We start from the raw sequence: 24,735 nt of genomic DNA, 5'->3' as shown, positions 1-24,735 counted from the left end.
CCAAGAGCTCGGGAAGCTTCCGAAGAAATGACGGGACCTGCCGTAGGAACCCAATCACTCCAATAGCTTGCAAGCTGCCCGGCGTCCCGGACGTCAGCGCCACCCGGTCGGCTACGGGAACACCAGGCAAAAAAAGCCCCGCCGAAGCGGGGCTGAGAGCACAAGTTACTTGAGCATAGCGGCTATCAGGGGATGTTCACCCCGGATTGGCCGCTTTGCGCCAGGTCCATCAGCTCGCGGTTGGCCACGGCGTACATGGCGTAGTCGGTGCCGGTGGCGGCGCGCAGGTCGGTGAGCATAACCTTCCAGCGTTCCACCAGCGGGCGGTGCTGCTCCAGCCACAGGGCCACGCGCTCGTCCATGTCCGCCGGGGCGTCGTTCATCTGCAGCACCGAGACGGTGATCGCCCGTTGCTGGCCGTCGAGGTCGTCGCGGAAGGCTTCGCGGGCCAGGGCCTGCCAGTTGTTCTCCACCGGCAGGCTGGTGATCTGCTGCAGGTACCAGGACAGGTCCAGCGCGCCACCAACGGCGAAGTAGGCGGCCGCCACTTCGGCGGTGTCCTTGCCGGTGACGTCCGAGGCTTCGATGATCGGCAGCAGCGTGTACAGGTGGCTGGTGCCGGCGACCACACGGGCCAGCTCTTCCGGTGCGCCGGCTTCGACATAGGCCTGGTAGCGGGCCAGCCACTGCTCGCGGGCCGGGCCTTCCAGCAGCTCGTCCAGGCGACCGGCCAGCTCGGCCACGCGCGGGCCGAAGTGGCCGACGTCACGGGCGGCGTTCTGGTCTTCGCGACGGCTGCGCAGGAACCAGCGCGTAGCACGGCGGCCGAGGCGCATCAGTTCGTCCATCAGGGTCAGCTGCAGTTCGGCGGGGACCTTGTAGTCCAGCGCTTCGACCTGCTTCCACCAGTGGGCCAGGCGGAACACATCGCGCACCACCACGTAGGCACCGGCGACGTTGGCCGCGCTCATGCCGGTGGACTCCTTCAGGCGCTGCACGAAGGTGATGCCCATGTGGTTGACCAGGTCGTTGGCGATCTGGGTGCTGATGATTTCGCGCTTCAGGCGATGGCGGCCCATGGAGTCGCCGAACTTCTTCGCCAGCAGCGGCGGGAAGGCGGTTTCCATCTCGCGAGCCAGGTAGTCGTCGTCCGGCACCAGGGATTTGAGCAGCGATTCCTTGAGGTCGATCTTGCTGTAGGAAATCAGCACCGACAGCTCCGGCCGGGTCAGGCCCTGGCCGTTGGCGGTGCGCTCGTTGAGTTCCTCGTCGCTGGGCAGGAACTCCAGCGCGCGGTCGAGCTTGCCGGCAGCCTCCAGGGCGGCGATCAGGCGCTTGTACTCGCCGATGCGCTCACGGGCACGGCGTTGCGCCAGGGACAGCGCCTGGGTCTGCTTGTAGTTGTTGCCCAGCACCAGGCTGCCCACCGCGTCGGTCATCTCGGCCAGCAGCTTGTTGCGCTGCTTGCCGGTCATGTCGCCGGCCGCAACGATTTCGCCCAGGAGGATCTTGATGTTCACCTCGTGGTCGGAGCAGTCCACGCCACCGGCGTTGTCGATGAAGTCGGTGTTGCTGGCGCCGCCGTTGAGGCCGTACTCGACGCGGCCGAGCTGGGTCATGCCCAGGTTGCCGCCCTCGCCCACCACCTTGGCGCGCAGTTCGCGACCGTCGACGCGCAGCGCGTCGTTGGCCTTGTCGCCGACGTCGGCGTGAGACTCCTTGCTGGATTTCACGTAGGTGCCGATGCCGCCGTTCCACAGCAGATCAACCGGCGCCTTGAGCAGCGCGTTGAGCAGCTCGGTGGGGGTCAGCTTGTCGGCGCGGATGTCGAAGCGTTCCTTCATCTCCGGGCTGATGGCAATGCTTTTCGCCGCCCGCAGGAAGATGCCGCCGCCGGCGGAAATCAGCTTGGCGTCGTAATCGGCCCAGGACGAGCGCGGCAGGTCGAACAGGCGCTTGCGCTCGACGAAGCTGCTGGCCGCATCCGGGTTCGGGTCGATGAAGATGTGCATGTGGTTGAAGGCCGCCACCAGCTGCAGCGTGTCCGACAGCAGCAGGCCGTTGCCGAACACGTCGCCGGCCATGTCGCCGATGCCGATCACGGTGACATTGTCCTTCTGCACGTCGATGCCGCGTTCGCGGAAGTGACGCTGCACCGAGACCCAACCGCCCTTGGCGGTGATGCCCATGCCCTTGTGGTCATAGCCGGCGGAGCCGCCGGAGGCGAAGGCGTCGCCCAGCCAGAAGCCGTAGTCCAGGGCGATGCCGTTGGCGATGTCGGAGAAGGTCGCGGTGCCCTTGTCGGCCGCCACCACCAGGTAGGGGTCGTCGGCGTCGTGACGGACCACGTTGGCCGGCGGTACCACCTGGCCTTCCTTGAGGTTGTCGGTGACGTCCAGCAGGCCGCTGATGAAGATGCGGTAGCAGGCGATGGCCTCGGCCTGGATGTCGTCACGGCTGCCACCCACCGGCAGGCGACGGGGGATGAAGCCGCCCTTGGCGCCCATGGGCACGATCACCGCGTTCTTCACCTGCTGCGCCTTGACCAGGCCCAGCACCTCGGTGCGGAAGTCTTCCTCGCGGTCGGACCAGCGCAGGCCGCCACGGGCCACGTCGCCGAAGCGCAGGTGCACGCCCTCGACGCGCGGGCAGTAGACGAAGATTTCGAACTTGGGCACCGGCCGCGGGATGTCCGGAATCAGGCGCGGGCTGAACTTGAAGCTGAAGTAACCCTTGTTCTGGCCGGCCGCGTCGGGCTGGTAGAAATTGGTGCGCAGGGTCGCCTTGATCAGGTCGAGGTAGCGCCGCAGGATGCGGTCCTCGTTGAGCACGGCGACGTTGTCCAGCTCGCCGAGGATGGCCTGCTCGAGCTTCTGCTGCTTGTCTTCCAGGTCCTCGGCGGTGAGCTTGCGGGCCAGGTAGAAGCGGGTCTTGAACAGGCGCACCAGTTCCTTGGCGATGTCCACATGGTTGAGCAGGGTGCTGGCGATGTAGGACAGGTCGAAGCCCAGGCGGATCTGCTTCAGGTAGCGGGCATAGGCACGCAGCAGCGCCACGTCGCGCCAGGGCATGGAGGCGGTCAGTACCAGGCGGTTGAAGGCGTCGTTCTCGGCGTCGCCGTTGACGATGTGGATGAAGGCGTCCTGCAGGGTGTCGTTGAGCTGCTGGATGTCGACTTCCTGGCCCGAGGCGCTGGTGAAGGCGAAGTCGTGGATCCAGAACTCGCGGCCATCCTGGCGGTGCAGGCGGTAGGGGAACTCGCCGAGCACGCGCAGGCCCAGGTTCTCCAGGATCGGCAACACGTCGGACAGCGGCAGCGGCGTGTCGGCGTGGTACAGCTTGCAATGCAGCAGCTGCTCACCCTGGGTCAGCGGCTGGTAGAAGCTCATCACCAGCTGGCGCTCGTCGGAGAGGCTGTTCAGGTGCTGCATGTCGACCACGGCCGAGTGCGGGGCGAAGCGCTCGCGGTAGCCGGCGGGGAAGCCTTTCGGGAAGTCGGCCAGCACACGGGTGCCCTGGGCCTCGCCGAAGCTTTCATTGACCAGGCTGGCGTAGTCGTCCTTCCAGGAGCGGCAGGCCTGGATCACTTCCTTCTCCAGGCGTACCGGGTCGACCACGGCCTTGTTCTTCGGGTCCAGGCGCAGGATGAACTGCACGCGCGCCAGCACGGACTCGGAGAAGAAGGTCCAGAACTCGCAATCGCTGGCCTGCAGGCGGTCCATGAGGATCTGCTGGATCTTCAGGCGCGTTTCGGTGGAGTAGACGTCGCGCGGCACATAGGCCAGCGCGTAGGCGAAGCGGCCATAGGGATCACGGCGCAGGAACAGGCGGATCTTGTTGCGCTCCTGCATCTGCACGATGGCCATGGCGGTGGAGAACAGATCATCCACCGGGGTCTGGAACAGGTCGTCGCGGGGCAGCACCTCGAGCACCTGGGCCAGTTCCTTGCCCAGGTGGGCGCGGGCGTCGAAGCCGGAGCGGCGCTGGATCTCGGCGACCTTGCCACGGATGAAGGGGATCTCCGACACGCTCTCGCCGTATACGGCGGAGGTGTACAGACCCATGAAGCGGCATTCCTTGACCACGCGGCCCTTGGCGTCCAGCTCGCGGATGGAGACGAAGTCCGGGTAGGCCGGGCGGTGCACGCGGCTCGGCTCGGCGGCCTTGGCGAAGGACAGCAGCACCGGGCCGCGCAGGTAGTCGACGGCGTCCTTCTCGATGTGCAGGTCGGCGGCGCTGAGGCCGATGCGGCGCAGGCGCGAGACACCGAGCAGGGATTTCTCGTCATAGACCAGGTGGCCGCCGGCCTCGCCCTCGTCTACCACGGTGAACTCCTCGTAGCCGAGGAAGGTGAAGTGGTTGTCCAGCAACCAGTTCATGAAGACCTTGATCTCGGCCAGCTCGGCCGGCTCGACCTTGAGCTTGGCCTTGTCCAGCCAGGCCAGCAGCTCGCGGGCCTTGGTGGTCATCGGCTGGAAGTCGGCGACGGTCACCCGCACTTCGCCGAGCATGTCCTCGATGGCCTTTTCCAGGGCCTTGAGAGCGGTCGGCGCGGCGATGCGGTCGATCTCCAGGAACATCAGCGATTCCTGCTGCACATCCTTGCCCTGGGCACCCTTGGGCAGCACCTCGACCAGCTCGCCCTTCTTGTTGCGGCGCACGCTGAGCACGCTGTTCTGCAGCGTGTGGATGTTGTAGCCGCGGCGGTTCAGCTCCATGCGCACCGAATCCACCAGGAAGGGGATGTCGGGGTGCAGCACTTCCACCGCGGTGTGGGTGGATTGCCAGCCGTGCTTCTCGTAATCGGGGTTGAAGGCGCGTACCTGCGGCTTGGCCGGGTCGAAGCGTTCCAGCAGGCGCCACGACGACAGGGTGCAGCCCACCAGGTCGGAGAGCCGGCGCTGGGTGAGTTCGTCGAGGGCGATGATGCCGAAGAATTGTTCGGCGAACAGGGCTACTTGTGGCAAGGCCTGCTCGCTGACGTGCTGCGCCAGGGCCGCTTGCAGTTGATGCTGGAAGTCGGCTTTGCTGGCCGCGGTGAAGAACGCCATGGTTGTGCTCCGCTTGGCTCTGTTGTTGGGGGTTAAGCGTAGAACGCTTATCGCGCGGTGATGGATCAGGAGGAGATTCAAGGCAGTGTGACGAGTCGGAGCCGCCTGGGACCGACCAGTCATCCTCGTGGACAGATTAAGGGCGGCACCCGGTGCGACGCTTTTAGCCCTGCGACATATTCGGTCAATCTCGGACAGCCGCCTTCAGCAAGCCGACATGGATCACGGAAAAAAGACGACACGAGCACTTCGGTAGCGCCTACAGCGCGCCCACAGCGGCAGACCCGGTGCGGCCCCTAGACTCGCCACTCCCCTTTCCCATCGGAGCACCCACCATGTGCACCTGCCACGAACCGCATACCCCTGACCGCCCGGAGCGCCGGCGTTTCCTGCGCCTGGCCGGAATGACCGCCGCAGCAGTGGCCGCTGCGCCCCTGCTGAGCAACACAGCCCTGGCCGCCACCCCGGCTGCGGCCCCCACGCCCAAGCCACAGAACCAGTTGGCCCCGGACGCTGCCCTGGAACGCCTGATGCAGGGCAACCAACGCTATGTGGATGGGCTGACCCGCCGCCACGACTTCCTCACCGAACGCGAGGCCCTGGTCTCCGCACAGAACCCCTATGCCGCCGTGCTGGGCTGCGCCGACTCGCGCATCGCCCCGGAATACGCTTTCGACACCGCCCGGGGCGACCTCTTCGCCGTCCGCGTGGCCGGCAACCTGGTGACCGACGACGGCCTGGCCAGCCTGGAATACGGCGTGGCCGTGCTCGGCATCCCGCTGCTGATGGTGCTTGGCCACGAGGGCTGCGGCGCGGTGGAGGCCGGCCTCAAGATGGCTCGCGACGGCGCCAGCTACCCCGGCCATATCCAGGGCCTGGCAGCAGCCATCGCGCCGTCGGCGCAGGCGGTGCTCGAACATAAGGGCGACGTTCTGGAAAACGCCATCGCACAGAACGTGCGGGACAACCTCAAGCAGCTCACCGAGCGCTCCAGCCTGCTGCGCGACGCCATTGCCGAAGGGCGCCTGAAGGTGGTGGGCGGCATCTACCGGCTGGCCAGCGGCAAGGTCGAGCTGATCGCCTGAGCCTTCGCGGGCCGGGCGAATAGCGCTCGGCCCGTCACGATTTCGCTGCGCGTCCACGCGCTCGCCTAGGCCGCAGGCCTCTGCTTGGATTAAAGTACTTCGCCTTCTCCGGGGGCCTGGCTGCCCCCGTCCAACCCGAGCGAGCCCAACGATGGAACACCGCGAAGCACTGATCGCCCTGCGCCAGTACCTGTCCACCCAGATCCTCGGTCAGGAAAAGCTCATCGACCGCCTGCTCATCGCCCTGCTCGCCGACGGCCACCTGCTGGTGGAAGGCGCGCCCGGGCTGGCCAAGACCAAGGCGATCAAGGACCTGGCCGAAGGGGTCGAAGCCGAGTTCCATCGCATCCAGTTCACCCCCGACCTGTTGCCGGCGGACATCACCGGCACCGAGATCTATCGCCCGGAAACCGGCAGCTTCGTGTTCCAGCAGGGGCCGATCTTCCACAACCTGGTGCTGGCCGACGAAATCAACCGCGCACCGGCCAAGGTGCAATCGGCGCTGCTGGAAGCCATGGCCGAGCGCCAGGTGTCCATCGGCCGCTCCACCTATGAACTGCCGCCGCTGTTCCTGGTGATGGCGACGCAGAACCCCATCGAGCAGGAAGGCACCTACCCGCTGCCCGAAGCCCAGCTCGACCGCTTCCTCATGCACGTGAAGATCGGTTTCCCCGAAGCCTCGGTGGAACGCAAGATCCTCCAGCAGGCCCGTGGCGTCGCCCTCAACGGCGAAACCCGTCCCGAGCACCAAGTCAGCCAGCAGGCGATCTTCGCCGCGCGCAAGGAAATCCTCGGCCTGTACATGGCCGACGCCGTGGAGGAGTACCTGGTGCAACTGGTGATGGCCACGCGCACCCCGGCCAAGTTCGACAGCGAGTTGGCCGAATGGCTGGCCTACGGCTCCAGCCCGCGCGGCTCCATCGCCCTGGACCGCTGCGCCCGCGCCCACGCGTGGATGGCCGGCCGCGACTTCGTCAGCCCCGAGGACATCCAGGCGGTGCTCTTCGACGCCCTGCGCCACCGCCTGATCCTATCCTTCGAGGCGGAAGCCGCCGGCATCGACCAGGACCGGGTGATCCAGCGCATCCTCGACGTGGTCGCCGTCGCCTGACCCATGGACAGCCCAGCCGCCCAGACCGGCATCAAGGTCAGCCTCGCCGAGCTGATCGACATGCGCCATCGCGTCCGCGAGGTGCAGCTGTTCTCCACGCCTTCGCGACGCAGCCCGCTGATCGGCCTGCACCACTCCAAGCTGCGTGGTCGCGGCGTCGACTTCGACCAGGTGCGGGTCTACCAGCCGGGCGATGACGTGCGCACCATCGACTGGCGCGTCACCGCACGCACCCAGGAGCCGCACACCAAGCTGTTCCACGAGGAGCGTGAGCGCCCGGTGTTCATCATGGTCGAGCAGAGCCAGCGGCTGTTCTTCGGCTCCGGGCAGATGTTCAAGTCGGTGCTCGCCGCCCACGCCGCCAGCCTCATCGGCTGGGCCGCCCTGGGCCACAACGACCGCATCGGCGGCCTGGTCTTCAGCGACAACGAGCACCACGAGATCAAGCCCCGGCGCAGCAAGCAGAGCCTGCTGCAACTGCTCAACCGCCTGGTGCGCACCAACCAGGCCCTGGGCACCCAGCAGACGACCACCCGCGAAGGCTTCAGCCTGGCCCTGCGCCGCGCCCGCGAGGTGCTGCGCCCCGGCAGCCTGGTGGTGATCCTCTGCGACGAGCGCACCCTGTCCGATACCTCGGAGCAGCAGCTCGCCCTGCTCGCCCGCCACACCGACCTGATCCTGCTGCCGCTGTCCGATCCGCTCGACCATGCCCTGCCCGCCGCCGGGCTGCTGCGCTTCACCGAGCTGGGCGCCAAGCTGGAACTGGACACCCACAACCCCGAGCTGCGCCAGGCCTACCGTGACCTGGGCGATGCGCGCAAGGCGCGCTGGCAACGCCTGGCCCAGCGCCTGGGGGTGCTGCTGCTGCCCCTGAGTACCCAGGCCGGCATGGTCGACCAGTTGCGTGACCACCTGCACCACCGGGGTGGCAAGCGATGAACCCGCTCGACCAGCTGGAGCCGCTGATCGCCCCCGACGCCGTGCCCTGGTGGCCGCCCGCGCCGGGCTGGTGGGTGCTTGCCGCCCTGCTGCCGCTGCTGCTCTGGGGCCTCTGGCGCCTGCGCCACCGCCTGCCCCGCCGGCAACGCGGCGAGCGCGCCGAACAACCCCTGGAGCCGATGCGCGAGGCGGCGCTCAAGGAGCTCGCGCAACTGCGCAAGCCCTATGACGGCGTACCTGCGGGCCTCTGGCTGCAGCAGCTCAACGGCCTGCTCAAGCGCCTGTGCCGCCTGCACTACCCCAACGACCAAAGCCTCACCCTCAGCGGCCGCGCCTGGCTGGCCTACCTGGACAACCGCTGCCCCGCCGCCGGCCTGACCCGCTGGATGGTGCTGGTGGAGGGCGCCTACCGCCCCGAGTGCAAGCTCGACGACAAGGCCATCGAAGGCCTGACCCAGGCGGTCGACACCTGGATTCGCAAGCATGTTTGAACTCGCCTGGCCGTGGATCTTCCTGTTCGCGCCGCTGCCCTGGCTGTTGCGCGTGCTGCTGCCCCCCGCCGACAGCGGCGAGGCTGCGCTCAAGGTGAGCTTCCTCGGCGAGCTGGAAGCCCTCGCCGGCCGCCGCGCCCGCGCCAACCTGCCGGCCTGGCGCCAGCAGGCCCCCTTCGCCCTGCTCTGGCTGCTGCTGCTGTGCGCCGCCGCGCGCCCGGAATGGGTGGGCGAGCCGCAACCCCTGCCGGCCAGCGGCCGCGACCTGCTGGTAGCGGTGGATGTCTCCGGCTCCATGGACTACGCGGACATGGAGCTGGACGGCAAGCAAGTCAGCCGCCTGACCCTGGTCCAGCACCTGATGGGCGAATTCATCGACGGCCGCATCGGCGACCGCATTGGCCTGATCCTCTTCGGCAGTCAGGCCTACCTGCAGGCGCCGCTGACCTTCGACCGCCAGACCGTGCACATCTGGCTCGACGAGGCGCTGATCGGCATCGCCGGCAAGAACACCGCCATCGGCGATGCCATCGGCCTGGCGGTCAAGCGCCTGCGCCAGCGCCCCGCCGATAGCCGCGTGCTGGTACTGGTCACCGATGGCGCCAACACCGGCGGCGAGATCGAACCGCTCACCGCCGCACGCCTCGCCGCCGAGGAGCAGGTGAAGATCTACACCATCGGCATCGGTGCCGACCCGGAACAGGGCGGCGTGCTCGGCATGTTCGGCCTCAACCCCGGCCTGGACCTGGACGAACCCACCCTGCGCAGCATCGCCGAGCAGACCGGCGGCCGTTATTTCTGCGCCCGCTCCAGCAAGGAGCTGGAAGAAATCGAACACGCCCTGGACCAGCTCGAGCCCGTTTCGCAACTGCCCAGCCAGGCCCGCCCGGCCCTGGCGCTGTATTCCTGGCCGCTGGCCGGCGCCATGCTGCTGAGCCTGCTGCTGATCAGCCGTGAGCTCTGGCCCCACGCCCTGCAGCAACGCCCGCAGTGGCTGCGGAGGCGCCCATGAGCGAACTCTGGCCGCACTGGCTGCGCCCCTTCTGGCTGCTCCTGTTGCCGCTGCTGGCCTGGCTGATCTGGCAGCTCTGGCACCGCGAGCGCCGCAGCGGTCGCTGGCAGCAACTGCTGCCCATCGCCTTCCAGCCCTGGTTGCTGGGCGGTGGCCGGGAACGCAGCAGCCGCCTGCCATGGATCGCTTTAGGCCTGGCCTGGAGCCTGGGCCTGCTGGCACTGATCGGCCCCAGCTGGCAACGGGTGGAGCAAAGCACGCAGAAGCGCGCCGACCCGCTGGTGGTCATCCTCGAGCTGACGCCTTCGATGCTCGCGTCCGATCTGCCGCCTACGCGCCTGGAGCAGGCCAAGCGCAAGCTGCGCGACCTGCTGGATGCCCGCCGCGATGCGCAGACCGCCATCGTCGTCTACGCCGGCAGCGCCCACAGCCTGGTACCCCTCTCCGACGACCTGATGACCACCGGCAACCTGCTGGAGGCGCTCAAGCCGTCGATCATGCCGGAGGCTGGCCAGCGCGCCGATCTCGCCGTGGAGAAAGCCCTGGCCCTGCTCAAGCAGGGTGCCCAGGGCCAGGGCCGCCTGCTGCTGATCACCAGCAGCCTGAGCGAGGCGGAGCGTGACGGCATCCGCCATGCCCTGGGTTCGAAGAGCGAGCGCCTGAGCATCCTCGGCATCGGCACCGCCGAAGGCGCGCCCATCGCCCAGGAAAACGGCGGCTTCATCAAGGACGCCCAGGGCGCCATCCTCCTGCCGCGCCTGGACGCCGCGAGCCTCAAGCGCTTCGCCAACCAGCTGGGCGGCAAGTACGCCAGCGCCCGTGTCGACGAACGCGACCTGCGTACCCTCGGCCTGCTGGGGGGCGCCCGTACCCTGCGCGAAAGCCGCGAAACCACGCGCCTGGAAGCCTGGGCCGACCAGGGCCACTGGCTGCTGCTGCCGCTGCTGCTGATCGCCGCCTGCGCCGGGCGCCGTGGCTGGATCTTCTGCCTGCCGCTGTTCTTCGTGCTACCCCGCCCGGCCTTGGCCTTCGAAATGGAAGACCTGTGGCTGCGCCCCGACCAACAGGGCCAGCGCCTGCTGGAGGCCCAGCAACCGGCAGAGGCCGCGCAGCATTTCCAGGACCCGCGCTGGCAGGGCTATGCGCTCTACCAGGCCGGCAAGCACGCCGAAGCCGCCGAACGCTTCGCTGGCGGTGACAGCGCCGCCGACCACTACAACCGCGGCAATGCCCTGGCCAAGGCCGGCCAGCTGGAAGCCGCGCTGGATGCCTACGAATCCGCCCTGGAGCGCGAGCCCGACCTGCAGCCGGCGCTGAACAACAAGGCCCTGGTGGAGCAGTTGCTGCAACAGCAAAAACAGCAACAGGCGCAACAGCAGCAGGACGATCAGCAGGGCCAGCAGCAACCCCAGGAACAGCCTTCTGCCGCCCAGGGTGGCGACCCGGAAAAAGGCGAGGACAAGGAGCAGCAGCAGCCTGCCGAAGGCGCCTCCACCACCCCGCCCGAAGAGAACAAGCAGCCGGGCCAACAGGCCGGCGCCGACGGCCAACCCGCCGAGCCCGGGCAGAAACCCGCCGGTGAGCAACAGCCCAGCGACGCGCCGGGCCAGGCCGAGCCCCTGGGCGACGAGCGCCGGCAGTCCCTGGAACAATGGCTGCGGCAGATTCCCGACGACCCCGCCGAACTGCTGCGCCGCAAGTTTTGGTACGAACAGCAACGCCGCCAGGAAAACCAAGAATGATGCGCCTTCTCTGCGCCCTCCTCCTCAGCCTGCTGGCCTGCACCGCCAGCGCGGCGGGCTTCACCGCCAGCGTCGACCGCGCACGCCTCAGCGAGGGCGAAACCGTGGAGCTGATCCTGGAGTCCTCCGACCCGACGCTGTTCGGCAAGCCCGACCTCAAGCCGCTGGAATCGCAGTTCGAGGTGCTGGGCACGCGCCAGATCAACCGCATCAGCACCCTGAACGGCCAGGACGATCGCGCCACGCGCTGGATCGTCACCCTGCAGCCGAAGCAGAACGGCTTCGTGGTCATCCCTCCGCTGCGCCTGGGCGAAGCCGAGACCAAGCCGATCACCCTGCACATCCAGAAAAGCGACAACGCCGCCGGCAACAGCAAGCTGGCGCCGGTGTTCATCGACGCCAGCCTGGACGAGGAAAGCGTCTACGTGCAGGCGCAGACCATCCTCACCCTGCGCATCTATCACTCGGTCTCGCTGTATGACGACAGCAGCCTGACGCCGCTGCAGATGGCCGACGCGCGGGTCGAGCAACTGGGCGAGCCGCGCACCTACGAGAAAGAAATCAATGGCGTGCGCCACGGTGTGATCGAGCTGCGCTACGCGATCTTCCCGCAGAAGAGCGGCCAGTTGAGCATCCCCGCCCAGGTGTTCAGCGCCACCCTGGTGGAGCGCTCGGGGCAGGACGACTACCAGCCCTTCGGCCCGCGTCCCGGGCGCCTGACCCGGGTCAGCTCGCCGCAGATCCCGCTGGTGGTGAAAGCCAAGCCCGCCGACTACCCAGCCAACGCGCCCTGGCTGCCAGCGCGCAACCTGACCCTGGCCGAAGCCTGGAGCCCGGAGCCGGATAAGGCCCAGGTGGGTGATTCGCTGACCCGCAGCCTGATGGTCAAGGTCGAAGGCCTGGCCAGCGCCCAGTTGCCCGCCCTGCCCGCCACCAACGTGACCAACCTGCGTCGCTACCCCGACCAGCCGCAACTGGCCAACCAGTCCAGCGAGCGCGGCCTGCTCGGCAGCCGCGAAGAGCGCGAGGCGCTGGTGCCGACCGCCGCCGGCCGCATCGAGCTGCCACCGGTGGAAGTGGTGTGGTGGAACACCCGCGAGGATCACCTGGAGCGCAGCCAGCTACCGGGCCGCACCCTGGAAGTCGCCGCCAATCCCACGCTGGAGCCGGAAGCGCCCGTGGAAAGCAGCAATGGCAACCCGCATGCCGTGGAAGGCCCGCCGCTCTGGCCGTGGAAGCTCGCCACCCTGCTGCTGGCGCTGACCACTCTGCTGGGCTTCGGCCTCTGGTGGCACGCCCGCCGCCAGCCGGCGATCCTGCCCACCGCGCAGACCGGCCCGAGCCCGCGCACCCTGCTGGACGACCTCAAGCGCGCCTGCCAGGCCAACGATCCCCACGCCACGCGCCAGGCCCTGGATGCCTGGGCCCGCCAGCAGCCGGAGACCCTGGCCGACATGGCCGCGCGCTTCGTGCCGCTGTCCGACGCCATGGACGGGCTCAACGGCGCCCTCTACAGCGAAAGCGGTCAGCACTGGCAGGGTGAGGAGCTGTGGAAAGCCATCCGCGCCCTGCCCACGCCGCAGGTGCAGCAACAGGCCGCTGGCGAGAGCGGGTTGCCGCCGCTCTATCCGCGCTGATCCGCTCCCAACCCAAACCCGGAGTGCCACTTCGTAGCCCGTGCTTCAGCGCGGGGAAGGCGTAGCCGGCACTCCCGGACTGAAGTCCGGGCTACAGATGTAGGCGGTGCTCGCTGTAGGGCGGGTGAAACCCGCCGGAGCCTCGTGCCGGGCCTGTCGGGTTGCACCCGACCTACCTAGGAAGGTGTGGGCGGTGCTCCCGGGCTGAAGCCCGGGCTACAGGGTGAGGATGTGCTCGCTGTAGGGCGGGTGGAACCCGCGTGTTGGGACGACCCCTTTCGGATTTGACCCGCCCCCAATGGAGCGGCAACCCTTTGGGTTGCTGGGCGACTGAAGTCGCCCCTACAGGCTCGCCCCTACAGGGTTGTACGCGTGGTTTGCGGGTAGTCGATCGCCCATAAAAAAACCGCGGCCTGGGCCGCGGTTCTTTCATTGCCTTGAGGCTTAGTGGGCCAGCAGCGAACCACCGGTCTTGCCCGCCAGCTTCTCGGGGCGGATCAGGAAGCGTGCCAGGGCAGGCAGCAGCCAGAGCGCACCGAACATGTTGACGATGAACATGAAGGTCAGCATCAGGCCCATGTCGGCCTGGAACTTGATCGCCGAGAACATCCAGGTCGCCACGCCGATGGCCAGGCACAGGCCGGTGAAGAGCACGGCCTTGCCGGTGGACTTCAGCGTCTGGTAATAGGCCTCTTGCAGCGGCAGGCCGGCACGCAGGAAGCTTTCCAGGCGGCTGTAGATGTAGATGCCGTAGTCGACACCGATACCCACACCCAGCGCCACCACCGGCAGGGTCGCCACCTTCACGCCGATGCCGAGGAAGGCCATCAGCGCGTTACCCAGCACCGAGGTGAGGATCAGCGGCAGCACGATGCAGATGGTCGCGGCGACGGAGCGGAAGGTGATCAGACACATCACCGCCACGCAGATGTACACCAGGATGAGGATGGTCAGCTCGGACTGGGCGATCACCTCGTTGGTGGCCGCTTCGATGCCGGCGTTACCGGCGGCGAGCATGAATTCCAGCCCTTCCTTGTTGTGGTCCTTGGCAAAGCCTTCCACCGCCTTGACCGCGCGTTGCAGGGTCTCGGCCTTGTGGTCGTTGAGGAACACCAGCACCGGCGCCAGGGAGCAGTCGGTGTTGTACAGGCCATCGGCACGGCTGATGGAGTTGTTCAGCACGTCCTGGTTGCGCGACAGGGTTTCCCACTTCAGGTTGCCTTCGTTCATCCCTTTGATCACCTGCTTGGAAACGGTGACCATCGAAATGGCGGATTGCACGCCCTGGGTGTTCTCCATCGTCCACATCAGCTCGTCGATCGGCGCCAGCGCTTCGTGCGTGGAGCAGCCTTCCGGCTTGGTCTTGACCATCACCACGAGCACGTCGGAGCTGGTGGAGTAGTTGCTGATGATGAAGTTGTTGTCCTTGTTGTAGCGCGAGTCAGGACGCAGTTCCGGCGCGCCCTGGTCGAGGTCGCCGATCTTCAGGTTCTGGCCGTACCAGAGGCCGCCACCGAAGGCGACCAGGGCGATGACCACCGAGATCGGAGCCACCACCGGATGGGCGAAGTTGGACAGCAGGCGCCAGAAGGGGTGTTCGCGGGTCGCGTCCTTCTTGCTGCGCTCGATGGCCTTCTTGCTGATGCCGACATAGGAGATGGCGACCGGCAGCAGGATGAGGTTGGTGAACACGATCACCGCCACACCGATGGAGGCGCCGATGGCCAGCTCGCGGATCACGCCGATGTCGATGATCAGCAGGGTGATGAAGCCCACTGCGTCGGCCAGGATGGCGATCATGCCCGGCAGGAACAGCTGGCGGAAGGTACGCCGCGCAGCGGTCAGGGCGTTGTCCGCATCACTGGACTGCAGAGCGATACCGTTGATCTTCTGCACCCCGTGGGAGATGCCGATGGCGAAGATCAGGAACGGCACCAGCATCGAGTAGGGGTCGAGACCGAAGCCTACCGAGTGCATCAGGCCCAGCTGCCAGATCACCGCCACCAGGGTGGTGGAGAGCACGGCGATGGTGCTGCGGATACACCAGGTGAACCAGTACAGCAGCACCAGGGTGGTGAGGAAGGCGATACCGAAGAAGGCCACGACCATGATCAGGCCGTCGATCAGGTCACCGACCTTCTTGGCGAAACCGACGATGTGCACCTGCACATTGGGGTTCTGGGCCTGGTACTTGTCGCGGATCTTGGCTTCCAGCTCATGGGAGAACTGGCGGTAGTCGAGCTTCAGCAGCTTGCCCTGGTCGTTCGGGTCCGGGTAGGACTCGAGCAGCGGCACGTCGACGATGCTGGATTTGAAGTTGTTGGCCACCAGGCGACCGATCTGGCCGGACTTGAGCACGTTGTTGCGCAGTTCGTCGAGGCTGTCGTCGGAACCGTCGTAGGTCTGCGGGATCACCTCGCCACCGGCGAAGCCTTCCTCGGTGACCTCGGTCCAGCGCACGCTGGGGCTCCACAGGGACTTCAGGCCGGAACGGTCGACGCCGGGAATGTAGAACACCTCGTCGTGGATCTGACGCAGGGTGTCCATGTACTCCTTGCTGAAGATGTCCCCGTCCTTGGCTTCCACCGAGATACGCACAGTGTTGCCCAGGTTCGCCAGGTCGTTGCGGTGCTCCATCATCTTCTGGATGAAGGGGTGGTGCAGCGGGATCATCTTCTCGAAGCTGGTGGACGGGCGCACCTGGGTGGCCTGCCAGAAGAGGAAGATGCTGACCAGCAGGCAGATGACGATCACGGCCGGCCGGTTGTTGAAGATCAGGCGTTCCAGGAAGGTCGCCTTGTCCTGGTGATGGTTACTCATCGAAACTCCCCCGGCTTGTTATTGTTGGCCCAGCTCGGCGCCAGTCGGCGAGGCGACGCGCGCTCCGCCCTGTCCCACCAGGATCAGGTTGCCTTTGGTATCTGCGGTGGCGCTGGCCAGCGACAGGCGATCGGAACGGTTGACCACGCTGAAGGTGCGACCGGTATCGGTGCTCTTCAGGACGCTGCCACCATGGCCGACCACCAGCAGGGTGCCGTCATCGAGCAGGGTGCCGCCGGAAAGACCGAACTCCAGGGTGCCGCCACGGGCGTTCTTCAGTTCGATGGTTTCCCAGGTCTTGCCGAAGTCGGCGGAACGGAACAGGTGGCCGCGCAGGCCATAGGCGACGACCACGCCCGGCTCGTTGGTGCCGGTGGCACCGAACAGGGAACCCTCGTAGGGGCCTTCGAGGCGCTCCCAGGTCTGGCCCCAGTCGGGCGAGCGGAACATGCTGCCCATTTCGCCGACGATGAACAGACCGGAGTCCTTCACTGCGGTGATGGCGTTGATGTGGTACTGGTCTTCGTTGTCCAGGCGGTCGCTGACGTCTTCCCAGTTCTTGCCACCGTCTTCGGTGGCCAGCAGGGCGCCGTAGGAGCCGACGGCGAAGCCGGTGTTGGCGTCCTTGAACCAGACATCGAGAAGAGGAGCCTCACGCTCCAGGTCTTCGAACTGCTGGGTCCAGGTGGCACCACCGTCTTCACTGGCGAGGATCTGCGCGTCATGGCCGACGGCCCAGCCCTTCTTGTCGTCGACGAAATAGACGGCGGTCAGCATCTGCCGGGTCGGCACCTTGGCCTGGGTCCAGCTTTTGCCGTCGTCGTCTGAGTAAAGGATGTGGCCACGGTCACCGACGGCGACCAGGCGTTTGCCCGCATGGGCGATATCCAGCAGCAGGCTGCTCGCCGCCTTGGGCGATTCGATGGAGAACACGGGTGCTGATTCGGCGGCTTGCGCGAGAGGCGCGGCACCGAGAGTCAGGACGGAGAGCACACTGAACAGCGAGAGCGCTTTGGCCAGCGGCGAGTGGAAGCGGAACGCCGGTTGCGCCAGGGACTGCACGTCATGACCGGACTGGGTGCGCCGCAGGACGGGCTCACTCATACACCTTTCCCCCTTATTGTTATAGGTGGACCTTGCCTTTTGGCAGGCCGCCTATGCTATCCAGCTTTGGAAAGCCCTGACAATCGGCTGGACGTTATGTTTTGTTAAGGCAAACCCGCGTGATTGAGGCCTTATCAGAACCCCTGATAGCAAAAAGGCCGCTACCTGGGTAGCGGCCTTTCGATCACGCTGCGAATCCCTTATCGGGTACCGCGGCGACGCAGTGCCGAAGGCTTGAAGTAACCGTCGTCCGGGATGGCCTGGGTGAAGTCGATGGTGGTCGGTTCTTCGTTGTCCAGGTTCTGCACGTGGTAGCGACGGGCCTGAAGGTCATGGAACACGTCCAGCGCGGACCAGGTGGTCGGCAGGTCGTAGTAGTTCTTCAGGTAGGCCATCGATACGCGCCACAGCTCGCCACGACCGTCGTACTGGTCGACCACGGCAGCTTGCCAGCTGTCCTCGTCGAGGAACAGGGTGCGCTTGGAGTAGATGTGGCGGGCGCCGGACTTCAGCGTACCCTCGACGACCCACACGCGGTGCAGTTCGTTGCGGGTCACGGCCGGGTTCAGGTGGCCGGGCTGCAGCAGGTCCTTGTACTTAACTTCAGGGCTGGAGACCTTGTAGTTGTTGTACGGGATGTAGATTTCCTTCTTGCCCACCAGTTTCCAGTCGTAGCGATCCGGAGCACCGTTGAACATGTCGGTGTCGTCGGCGGTACGCAGGCCGTCGGCGGCAGCGATCGGGGTGTCGTAGGCCAGGTTAGGCGCACGGCGAACGCGGCGCTGGCCGGCGTTGTAGCCCCAGGCCTGACGCGGCTCCTTCACCTGGTCCAGGGTCTCGTGTACCAGTACCGCACCACCGGCCAGGCGTGCCGGGCTCTTGGTGAAGGACAGGTAGTAGAACAGGATGTTGTTCAAGTCGGCGTACGAACCTTTCGGGTTGTAGTACTTGAACAGGGCTTCCTGCTGCGAGGTGACCAGGGAGTAGTCGCCGTTACGCTGCACGGCCACTTCGGAGGCGCGACGCACGATGTAGGAACCGCGGTAGCGAACGATGTGGTTCCACAGCGCCTCGACACCGTTCTGCGGGATCGGGAACGGGATGCCGCCGTAGGCGTCGGCGAAACCGTTGCCGCCATCCAGCAGCTTGGCGGTGGTGGCGTTCTTGACGGTGTTGTCATACACCCACTGCGGCGCCGAACCGGAACGACGGGTCGGGTAGATCGGCATCTGGAAGGTGGTCGGGTAGGCGTTGAACAGGGCGATCTGACCGGGGGTCAGGTTGGCCTTGTACTGGTCCAGGTTGGCCTTGGTGATGGTGAAGAGCGGCTTGTCTTCCGGGAACGGATCGACATGGTGCTGGCCTGCCTTGTAACCGGCCGGGGCCTGGGTGATGCCACCGGTCCAGGCCGGAATGGTGCCGGCGGCGTTGCCGGCCTTCTCGGCACCGAAGGGGGTCAGGCTAGTGCCCAGCTTGGCGGCTTCCTGAGCCGACACCGCGGCCAGTGCGCTACCGGCGGACAGTGCGAACGCGACTGCCGCGCCAACCAGCGAAAGCTTTTTCAGCATGTTGGTTCTCCGTGAGGGTTCAGCGGCGGGCACCCGCAGGTGCCCGCATTCTTTCTAGTTAGAAGGAGTACTTGACGTTGACGCCGATGTTGTCGCGATCGCGGCTGGAGTTGTTCTGGCCAGCACCATAGAACTCGGTGTACTGGATCTCGCCTTCCAGACTGTTCAGGTAGCTCGCCTTGAGGCCGACGGTGTAGGCCTTGCGACCTTCGATGAAATTGCCGGTCTGGTGGGAGTTGCCTTGGAAGTCATCCTTGTAGACGACGAACGGGGATACGTTCACGCCGGCATACACGTCGTTCCAGGTACCGGACAGAACGAGGGTATAGCCGTAGGCGTCCTTGTTGACCTGATCGCCACGATCACCGCCGGACACGTAGGAGCTGTTGCCGCGACCGGAGTAGTAGCGATTGACGCCGTTGTAACCGGTGTATTGCAGGTCGCTGCCACGCAGATGCTCGGACGCCAGTTCGGCCACGCCGATCAGCGAGTCGAAGCTCAGGCTGGGTCCGAAGTTGTGAATGGCGCCCAAGGAGGTGTTGAAGACCTCGACGCGCTCGTAGTTGTGGATCGAGTCACCCAGGCGAACAGTGTTGCCCGCGATTTGTGCCGAGCCGTTCAGGCCACCGAGTGCGCTGGAAATCGGACCGGTATTGACCAGCTTGGCCGCTTGACCGATCAGGTCACCCAGCAGGTCGTTGGTGGTGGCGATGCCGATCGGCATGTTCGGGCGGTAGGCCAGCTCACCGAATACCGAGGTTTCCTGGATGGTGGTGTTGAAGCTCAGGCCGAACATGCGGATGTCTTCAGCATATTCACGACGGGCCTGGACGTTCGCCAGGGTGTCAAGCGTCGCCAGACCACCTGCCGCCTGGATGTTGGCCGGGGTCAGGCCGCCCGGCAGAAGACCGGCGACGGTATCCAGGTTGACGCCCTGGTAGTTGCCCAGGTCGGCGTAGATGCTCGGCTCTTTCGCGTGATAGTTCACGTAGTAGAAGCCGAACTCGGTCGAATTGAGTTCTTCGGCGATATAGCGGAATGCAACGCCGTACTGGCCGTCGTTCTTCGCATTCAGGTCAGTGCCGATATTGGCGACCTTGACGATCTGGTTACCTGGATAAACGAAGTTCTTCCCACCAGCGCACAGGCCACCCACCTGACCGGCACACAGGCCGCCAGCACCCGCGTTATAGAACTGCACGAGAGAGGCTCCGCCCAAGGCGGCCTGAGGAGCGGTCAGTGCACTACCAGCCAGGCTGGTGTAGGCGGTGTTGCCGCCATCCGCGAAGAGGTCGGTTTCGGAGAAGAAGGTGCCGCTCGGGTCAATGGCGCTTTCCTTCCAGTTGAACTGGTAGAAGGTTTCCATGGACAGGTTGTCAGTCAAGCCGACGTTGAAGCTCAGAGCCTCGACCGGAACCAGAACCTCCTTCAACTCAGAACCTGGCAAGCGGAACTTGGCAGCGTCCAGCGGGTTCGTGGTGTTGATGCCACCACGGTAGAAGATGCCCTCGCCCCAGTTGAACACCTGCTTGCCGATACGACCGGTGACTGGCATGTCGGCGATATCCCAGTTGCCATAGAGGTAGGCGTCGAGGATCTGCGCATCACGCCCCGCCTTGTGGCGGGTGTCGTGGGTGAAGCGGTCGTCCTTCGGATAACTCTGGCTGGGCTGACTCGGGCTGTTGTTGTCGTAGTAGTCGTTGCGCTTGTCCATGATCTGGGTGTCATAGAAAGCGGTGCCGCGGACGAACAGACCGTAGTTCTTGTAGGTCGCTTCCAGGTCGGAGGTGATCTTGTACACCTCGGAAACCAGGCCGGTGTCGAAGTTGCGGTTGCCGTCGTTGGTGTTGATGTCGTTGTTGGTCTTGTCCTGGCCCTGGACGCGCCACAGTTGGCCGTAGGAGACGGTGGTGTCGATGGAACCGCTGATCTCATCGTCGGCGAAGCTGAATTCGACCGCCTGGGCCTGGACGGCGCACATCAGGGGCAGGAGGCCGGCGAGGGCGAAACCGGCCTTGGCCGGCGCGAAGCGCAACAGGGGCTTGCGGGACTTGAGTTCCATCGAGACTTTACTCCGTGGACAGATCATTCATTTGTTATTACGGCCCCGTCTGGCAGGGACGCTGTTCAGCCGCTCGAGCGACCTTGTTAGTGGCGTGGGGCTGGCCCCAACGCGTCTGAACCGCGCCCTCCAGCGATTGCTCGCATTGAAAGGGCCTGGAACGGCGTCGAGACGTGCAACCATGGTGCCAAGTGCACATTTCCGGGGCGTTATATTTTTCTGAACGAAGGGCCAGATAATTTTCAAACGAGTGACTGATCATCCACTGATCAAATCCGACGAATCGGCCGATTTTGTCCTACAAGCTGGCTCGATTTGTCACTCAAAACCACACCTATAGCGCTTGCGCGCTCATACCTCGATCACCCCGTCAAGCAGGAAATGCCACGGAACAGGCCATTTACGCCTCAACGTTCGAGGGGATATTCCTTTGAGTAACAAAAAAGTGTTACCGGCAGATTGCCAGTAACACTTGTTGACGCCAGGGAAACGGCAGCGGAACCGCGAGCGCAGTTCCGGGAGGGGTCAGGCCAGGCTCTTGCTCAACACTTCGTAGACATCGCTGGACAGTTCGCCGGAGGCGAGGATGCGTTCCAGCTCGGCACGCATCAGCTTTTGCCGCGCCTCGTCGTACTTGCGCCAGCGGGTCAGCGGCGCCAGCTGGCGCGAGGCGATCTGGGGGTTCAGCGCGTTGAGGGTGATGACGTGGTCGGCGAGGAAGCGATAGCCGGCACCATCGGCCCGGTGGAAGTTCACCAGGTTCTGGTTGGCGAAGGCACCGATCAGCGCACGCACCTTGTTGGGGTTCTTCAGGGTGAAGGCCTTGTGGCCCATCAGCGCCTGCACCCGCTCCAGGCCACCTGGCAGGGTGCTGCCGGCCTGGACGCTGAACCACTGGTCCATCACCAGCGGGTTGTCCTTGAAGTGCTCGGCGAAGCTCGCCAGGGCCTTAGCCTTCTCCTCCTCGAAGCTGGAATTGACCAGTACCGAGAGCGCGGTGAGGCGTTCGGTCATGTTGTCGCAGGCTTCGAACTGCTCCAGGCAGGCATCGAGGATCTCGGCCTTGCCGCTGAGCATCAGGTAGGACAGCGCGATGTTCTGCAGGGTGCGCCGGGCGAAATGCTCGGCGGAGGCGACATAGGGCGTCTCCCGCGAGAGGGCGCGATTGGCTTGGTAACGCGCCAGCAGTTGCGGGAACAGCGCGTCACTGATCGAACGACGGGTGAACTCGCGGGCGGCGTGGATGGCATCGACATCGGCCACCTCGCTGATCTCGGTCAGGTACGCCTCGCTGGGCAGAGAGAGCATCTCGGCGACCATCGCCTGGTCCAGCGACTCGTCCTCCAGCAGGGTGCGGAAGGCATGCAGCAGGCGGGTGTCCAGCGCCAGGGCCTCGCCACGCTGGTGCTGGCCGATCAGCTCCTGCAACACCTGCACAGAGAGCTGCTGGCCCGCATCCCAGCGGTTGAACCCGTCGCTGTCGTGCTGCATGAGGAACATCAGTTGGTCGCGGCCATAGGGGAAGCTCATCTTCACCGGGGCGGACAGCCCGCGCAGCAGCGAGGGCAGCGGCTTCTCGGCGATATCGACGAAGGTGAAGGTCTGCTCGGCCTCGGTCACCGAGAGCACGCGGTTGCCGCCCTGGGCCTTGTCTTCGCCGGCGAGGCGCAGCGGCAGGTCGTTGCCCGTAGCGTCCAGCAGGCCCAGTTCCACGGGGATGACGAAAGGCAGCTTCTCGGCCTGGCCGGGGGTGGCCGGGCAGCTCTGGCGGAAGGTCAGGCTGTAGGTCTTGGCGGTGGCGTCGAAGGCTTCCTCGACGGCGAGGCGCGGGGTGCCGGCCTGGCTATACCAGCGCTTGAACTGGGTGAGGTCGACGCCGTTGGCGTCCTCCATGGCCTTGATGAAGTCATCGCAGGTCACGGCCTGGCCGTCGTGGCGCTCGAAGTACAGGTCGGAGCCCTTGCGGAAGCCTGCGGCGCCCAGCAGGGTGTGGATCATGCGTACCACTTCAGAACCCTTCTCGTAGACGGTCAGGGTGTAGAAGTTGGAAATCTCGATGAACGAGTCCGGGCGCACCGGGTGGGCCATGGGGCCGGCGTCCTCGGCGAACTGGTGGGTGCGAAGGAAAGCTACGTCCTCGACACGCTTGACCGTGCGCGAGTTCATGTCGGCGGAGAACTCCGCGTCGCGGAACACGGTGAAACCTTCCTTCAGCGACAGCTGGAACCAGTCGCGGCAGGTGACGCGGTTGCCCGACCAGTTGTGGAAGTACTCGTGGGCCACGACGGCCTCGACCCGCTGATGGGCGGCGTCGGTGGCGGTTTCCGCCCTGGCCAGCACGCAGCTGGAGTTGAAGATGTTGAGCCCCTTGTTCTCCATGGCGCCCATGTTGAAGTCGTTGACCGCGACGATCATGAAGATGTCCAGGTCGTACTCGCGGCCGTAGACCTCCTCGTCCCAGCGCATGGACTTCTTCAGGCTGTCCATGGCGTGCTGCACCTTGTCGACGTTCTCCGGCTCGACGTAGATGCGCAGGGTGACTTCACGCTGGCTCATGGTGGTGAAGACGTCTTCCACGCACCAGAGGTCGCCCGCCACCAGGGCGAACAGGTAGGCCGGCTTCTTGAACGGGTCTTCCCAGGTCGCCCAGTGGCGACCGCCCTCCTCCGCTCCGCTGGCCACCGGGTTGCCGTTGGACAGCAGCACCGGGTAGCGATGCTGTTCGGCGCTCAGGGTGGTGGTGAACGTGCTCATCACGTCCGGGCGGTCGAGGTAGTAGGTGATCTTGCGGAAGCCTTCGGCTTCGCACTGGGTGCAGAACATGCTGCCGGACTTGTACAGGCCTTCCAGCGCGGTATTGCTCTCGGGGTGGATGCGCACCGTGCTGTCGAGGGTGAAGGCGTCGGCGACGGGCTGCAGGGTCAGGTGGCTGTCGGTCAGCTGGTAGTCGGCGGCGCCGAGCTCGCGGTCGTCCATGGACAGCGCCAGCAGCTCCAGCTGCTGGCCGTCCAGCACCAGCGTGGGCAGGCTGCCGTTGGCGCGCTCCGGGTTGCGGCGCATCACCAACTGGGCGTGGACCAGGGTGTGGTCCTCGTGCAGCTCGAAGGTCAGGGTGGTCTCGTCGATCAGGTAGTCCGGCGCCTGATAGTCCTTGAGGTGAATGACTTTCGGTTGTTCGGTTCGCATGCTTGCCTCTCCGAGGCAGCCCGGGCGCCATGCCCCGGCTGCAGTGTGTGACCCTGCCGGGCGGGGCGGTGCAGCCTTACGGCTCGCTGCTCGCCACCACCTGATAGGCCGTGAACTTGCGGATGTTGATGACCCCGGTGTCGAGGATCAGGTACTGGCCCTTGATACCGCGCAGGGTACCCTCCACCACCGGCGTCTTGTCCAGATCGAGACTCACCACCTTGGTCGGGTAGGCCTCGACGGGGTAGCTGATCTCCAGCGGCTCGATGTCCTCGATCTTCTGCACCGCCTGCAGGCCGAAGCGCTGCTGCAGCGCCTGGATGCCGGCGTCGCAGGCCTCGAAGATGGCCTCGCGCACGGCGGGCAGGTCCAGCGCCTCGGCCTCGCCCTTGAGCAAGGCGCGCCAGTTGGTGCGATCGGCCACCTGGCTGCGCAGCAGGTCCTCCACCAGGCCGGACTGCTGGCGGGTGGCGACGCGCATGATCGGCAAGGCCTGGCGCGCGCCCTGGTCGATCCAGCGGGTCGGCACCTGGGTGGCACGGGTGATCCCCACCTTGATGCCCGACGAGTTGGCCAGGTAGACCACGTGGTCGGTCATGCAGAACGACTCGCCCCACGCCGGCTCGCGGCAGGTGCCGGCGTCGTAGTGGCAGCGCTCCGGGCTCATGATGCAGCTGTCGCACTGCGCCAGCTTGGTGAAGCAGGGGTAGCAATAGCCCTGGGCGAAGCTCTTCTTGGTCTTGCGCCCGCAATGGGAGCAATGGATGGCGCCGAGGAACTCCAGGCGGATGCGCCGGCCCAGCAGCGGGTTGACCGCCACCTGTTCATCGCCCAGGCGGAAGGCGTACTGCACGACCGGGGCCCCCAGTTGCGCCGACATCTTGCTCAGCGCACCGCGCCCCAGTTCCTGCATGGTGGACTCGCTCA

The 24,735-nt window shown here is 65.8% G+C and carries 14 protein-coding genes; 7 read left to right on the top strand and 7 right to left on the bottom strand.

The genetic code is table 11. The annotated features are described in order from the left end of the window. Positions 1 to 185: 185 nt before the first annotated feature. Entirely contained in the window at positions 186 to 5,051 is a 4,866-nt protein-coding gene (locus RTW82_RS11895) for an NAD-glutamate dehydrogenase (protein WP_316925185.1), read from the bottom strand. A gap of 335 nt (positions 5,052 to 5,386) precedes the next feature. Between RTW82_RS11895 and RTW82_RS11890 the strand changes: the two genes are divergently transcribed. From RTW82_RS11890 to RTW82_RS11860, 7 genes are all read left to right on the top strand, one after another. Continuing rightward, positions 5,387 to 6,136, top strand: a complete 750-nt coding sequence (locus tag RTW82_RS11890) for a carbonic anhydrase (protein WP_265167968.1) — start codon at positions 5,387 to 5,389, stop codon at positions 6,134 to 6,136. Between the two features lie 151 nt (positions 6,137 to 6,287). Then, entirely contained in the window at positions 6,288 to 7,247 is a 960-nt protein-coding gene (locus tag RTW82_RS11885; protein ID WP_021217378.1) for an AAA family ATPase, read from the top strand. Positions 7,248 to 7,250: 3 nt separating this feature from the next. Then, entirely contained in the window at positions 7,251 to 8,186 is a 936-nt protein-coding gene (locus RTW82_RS11880) for a DUF58 domain-containing protein (RefSeq protein WP_316925184.1), read from the top strand. Beyond that, positions 8,183 to 8,677 (top strand): DUF4381 domain-containing protein, encoded by a 495-nt coding sequence (locus tag RTW82_RS11875; RefSeq protein WP_021217380.1) that lies wholly within the window; start codon positions 8,183 to 8,185, stop codon positions 8,675 to 8,677. Before RTW82_RS11880 ends, RTW82_RS11875 begins: the two co-directional genes overlap by 4 nt. Further along, positions 8,670 to 9,689 (top strand): VWA domain-containing protein, encoded by a 1,020-nt coding sequence (locus RTW82_RS11870; protein WP_316925183.1) that lies wholly within the window; start codon positions 8,670 to 8,672, stop codon positions 9,687 to 9,689. Before RTW82_RS11875 ends, RTW82_RS11870 begins: the two co-directional genes overlap by 8 nt. Then, positions 9,686 to 11,431 carry a VWA domain-containing protein gene (locus RTW82_RS11865; protein WP_316925182.1) on the top strand — a complete coding sequence of 582 codons (1,746 nt, stop codon included), beginning with the start codon at positions 9,686 to 9,688 and terminating at the stop codon, positions 11,429 to 11,431. The genes RTW82_RS11870 and RTW82_RS11865 overlap by 4 nt, the downstream gene beginning before the upstream one ends. After that, positions 11,428 to 13,068, top strand: coding sequence for a BatD family protein (locus RTW82_RS11860; RefSeq protein ID WP_271660461.1), 1,641 nt, complete (start codon positions 11,428 to 11,430; stop codon positions 13,066 to 13,068). Before RTW82_RS11865 ends, RTW82_RS11860 begins: the two co-directional genes overlap by 4 nt. A 444-nt stretch (positions 13,069 to 13,512) precedes the next feature. Here RTW82_RS11860 and RTW82_RS11855 read toward each other — a convergent pair whose 3' ends face one another. From RTW82_RS11855 to RTW82_RS11830, 6 genes are all read right to left on the bottom strand, one after another. Beyond that, the gene (locus RTW82_RS11855; RefSeq protein WP_316925181.1) at positions 13,513 to 15,888 is read right to left on the bottom strand and encodes an efflux RND transporter permease subunit; all 2,376 of its coding nucleotides are present in this window, start codon (positions 15,886 to 15,888) and stop codon (positions 13,513 to 13,515) included. A gap of 18 nt (positions 15,889 to 15,906) precedes the next feature. Beyond that, positions 15,907 to 16,992 (bottom strand): WD40/YVTN/BNR-like repeat-containing protein, encoded by a 1,086-nt coding sequence (locus RTW82_RS11850; protein WP_021217385.1) that lies wholly within the window; start codon positions 16,990 to 16,992, stop codon positions 15,907 to 15,909. A gap of 200 nt (positions 16,993 to 17,192) precedes the next feature. Then, a complete protein-coding gene (locus RTW82_RS11845; RefSeq protein WP_021217386.1) occupies positions 17,193 to 18,560 on the bottom strand; it encodes a DUF1329 domain-containing protein in 1,368 nt (455 codons plus the stop codon). Between the two features lie 58 nt (positions 18,561 to 18,618). Then, a complete protein-coding gene (locus tag RTW82_RS11840) occupies positions 18,619 to 20,622 on the bottom strand; it encodes a DUF1302 domain-containing protein (protein ID WP_043243341.1) in 2,004 nt (667 codons plus the stop codon). Positions 20,623 to 21,147: 525 nt separating this feature from the next. Beyond that, entirely contained in the window at positions 21,148 to 23,808 is a 2,661-nt protein-coding gene (pepN, locus tag RTW82_RS11835) for an aminopeptidase N (RefSeq protein WP_316925180.1), read from the bottom strand. 76 nt (positions 23,809 to 23,884) lie between these two features. Continuing rightward, positions 23,885 to 24,721, bottom strand: coding sequence for a DUF2797 domain-containing protein (locus tag RTW82_RS11830; protein ID WP_316925244.1), 837 nt, complete (start codon positions 24,719 to 24,721; stop codon positions 23,885 to 23,887). Positions 24,722 to 24,735 lie beyond the last annotated feature (14 nt).

Origin of the sequence: Pseudomonas sp. zfem005 (assembly GCF_032621735.1) — a bacterium.
In the GTDB taxonomy this organism is placed as follows: Bacteria; Pseudomonadota; Gammaproteobacteria; order Pseudomonadales; family Pseudomonadaceae; genus Metapseudomonas; species Metapseudomonas solani.
Note: the sequence above shows the minus strand (reverse complement) of the source record. Positions and strands in the feature narration are given on the sequence as shown.

Bases quoted from the DNA above. Each gene is read 5' to 3' on its own strand.
- RTW82_RS11885 (WP_021217378.1), top strand. From the start codon at position 6,288: ATGGAACACCGCGAAGCACTGATCGCCCTGCGCCAGTACCTGTCCACC.
- pepN (WP_316925180.1), bottom strand. From the start codon at position 23,808: ATGCGAACCGAACAACCGAAAGTCATTCACCTCAAGGACTATCAGGCG.
- RTW82_RS11880 (WP_316925184.1), top strand. From the start codon at position 7,251: ATGGACAGCCCAGCCGCCCAGACCGGCATCAAGGTCAGCCTCGCCGAG.
- RTW82_RS11860 (WP_271660461.1), top strand. From the start codon at position 11,428: ATGATGCGCCTTCTCTGCGCCCTCCTCCTCAGCCTGCTGGCCTGCACC.
- RTW82_RS11830 (WP_316925244.1), bottom strand. From the start codon at position 24,721: ATGCAGGAACTGGGGCGCGGTGCGCTGAGCAAGATGTCGGCGCAACTG.
- RTW82_RS11875 (WP_021217380.1), top strand. From the start codon at position 8,183: ATGAACCCGCTCGACCAGCTGGAGCCGCTGATCGCCCCCGACGCCGTG.
- RTW82_RS11850 (WP_021217385.1), bottom strand. From the start codon at position 16,992: ATGAGTGAGCCCGTCCTGCGGCGCACCCAGTCCGGTCATGACGTGCAG.
- RTW82_RS11890 (WP_265167968.1), top strand. From the start codon at position 5,387: ATGTGCACCTGCCACGAACCGCATACCCCTGACCGCCCGGAGCGCCGG.
- RTW82_RS11895 (WP_316925185.1), bottom strand. From the start codon at position 5,051: ATGGCGTTCTTCACCGCGGCCAGCAAAGCCGACTTCCAGCATCAACTG.
- RTW82_RS11865 (WP_316925182.1), top strand. From the start codon at position 9,686: ATGAGCGAACTCTGGCCGCACTGGCTGCGCCCCTTCTGGCTGCTCCTG.
- RTW82_RS11845 (WP_021217386.1), bottom strand. From the start codon at position 18,560: ATGCTGAAAAAGCTTTCGCTGGTTGGCGCGGCAGTCGCGTTCGCACTG.
- RTW82_RS11870 (WP_316925183.1), top strand. From the start codon at position 8,670: ATGTTTGAACTCGCCTGGCCGTGGATCTTCCTGTTCGCGCCGCTGCCC.
- RTW82_RS11855 (WP_316925181.1), bottom strand. From the start codon at position 15,888: ATGAGTAACCATCACCAGGACAAGGCGACCTTCCTGGAACGCCTGATC.
- RTW82_RS11840 (WP_043243341.1), bottom strand. From the start codon at position 20,622: ATGGAACTCAAGTCCCGCAAGCCCCTGTTGCGCTTCGCGCCGGCCAAG.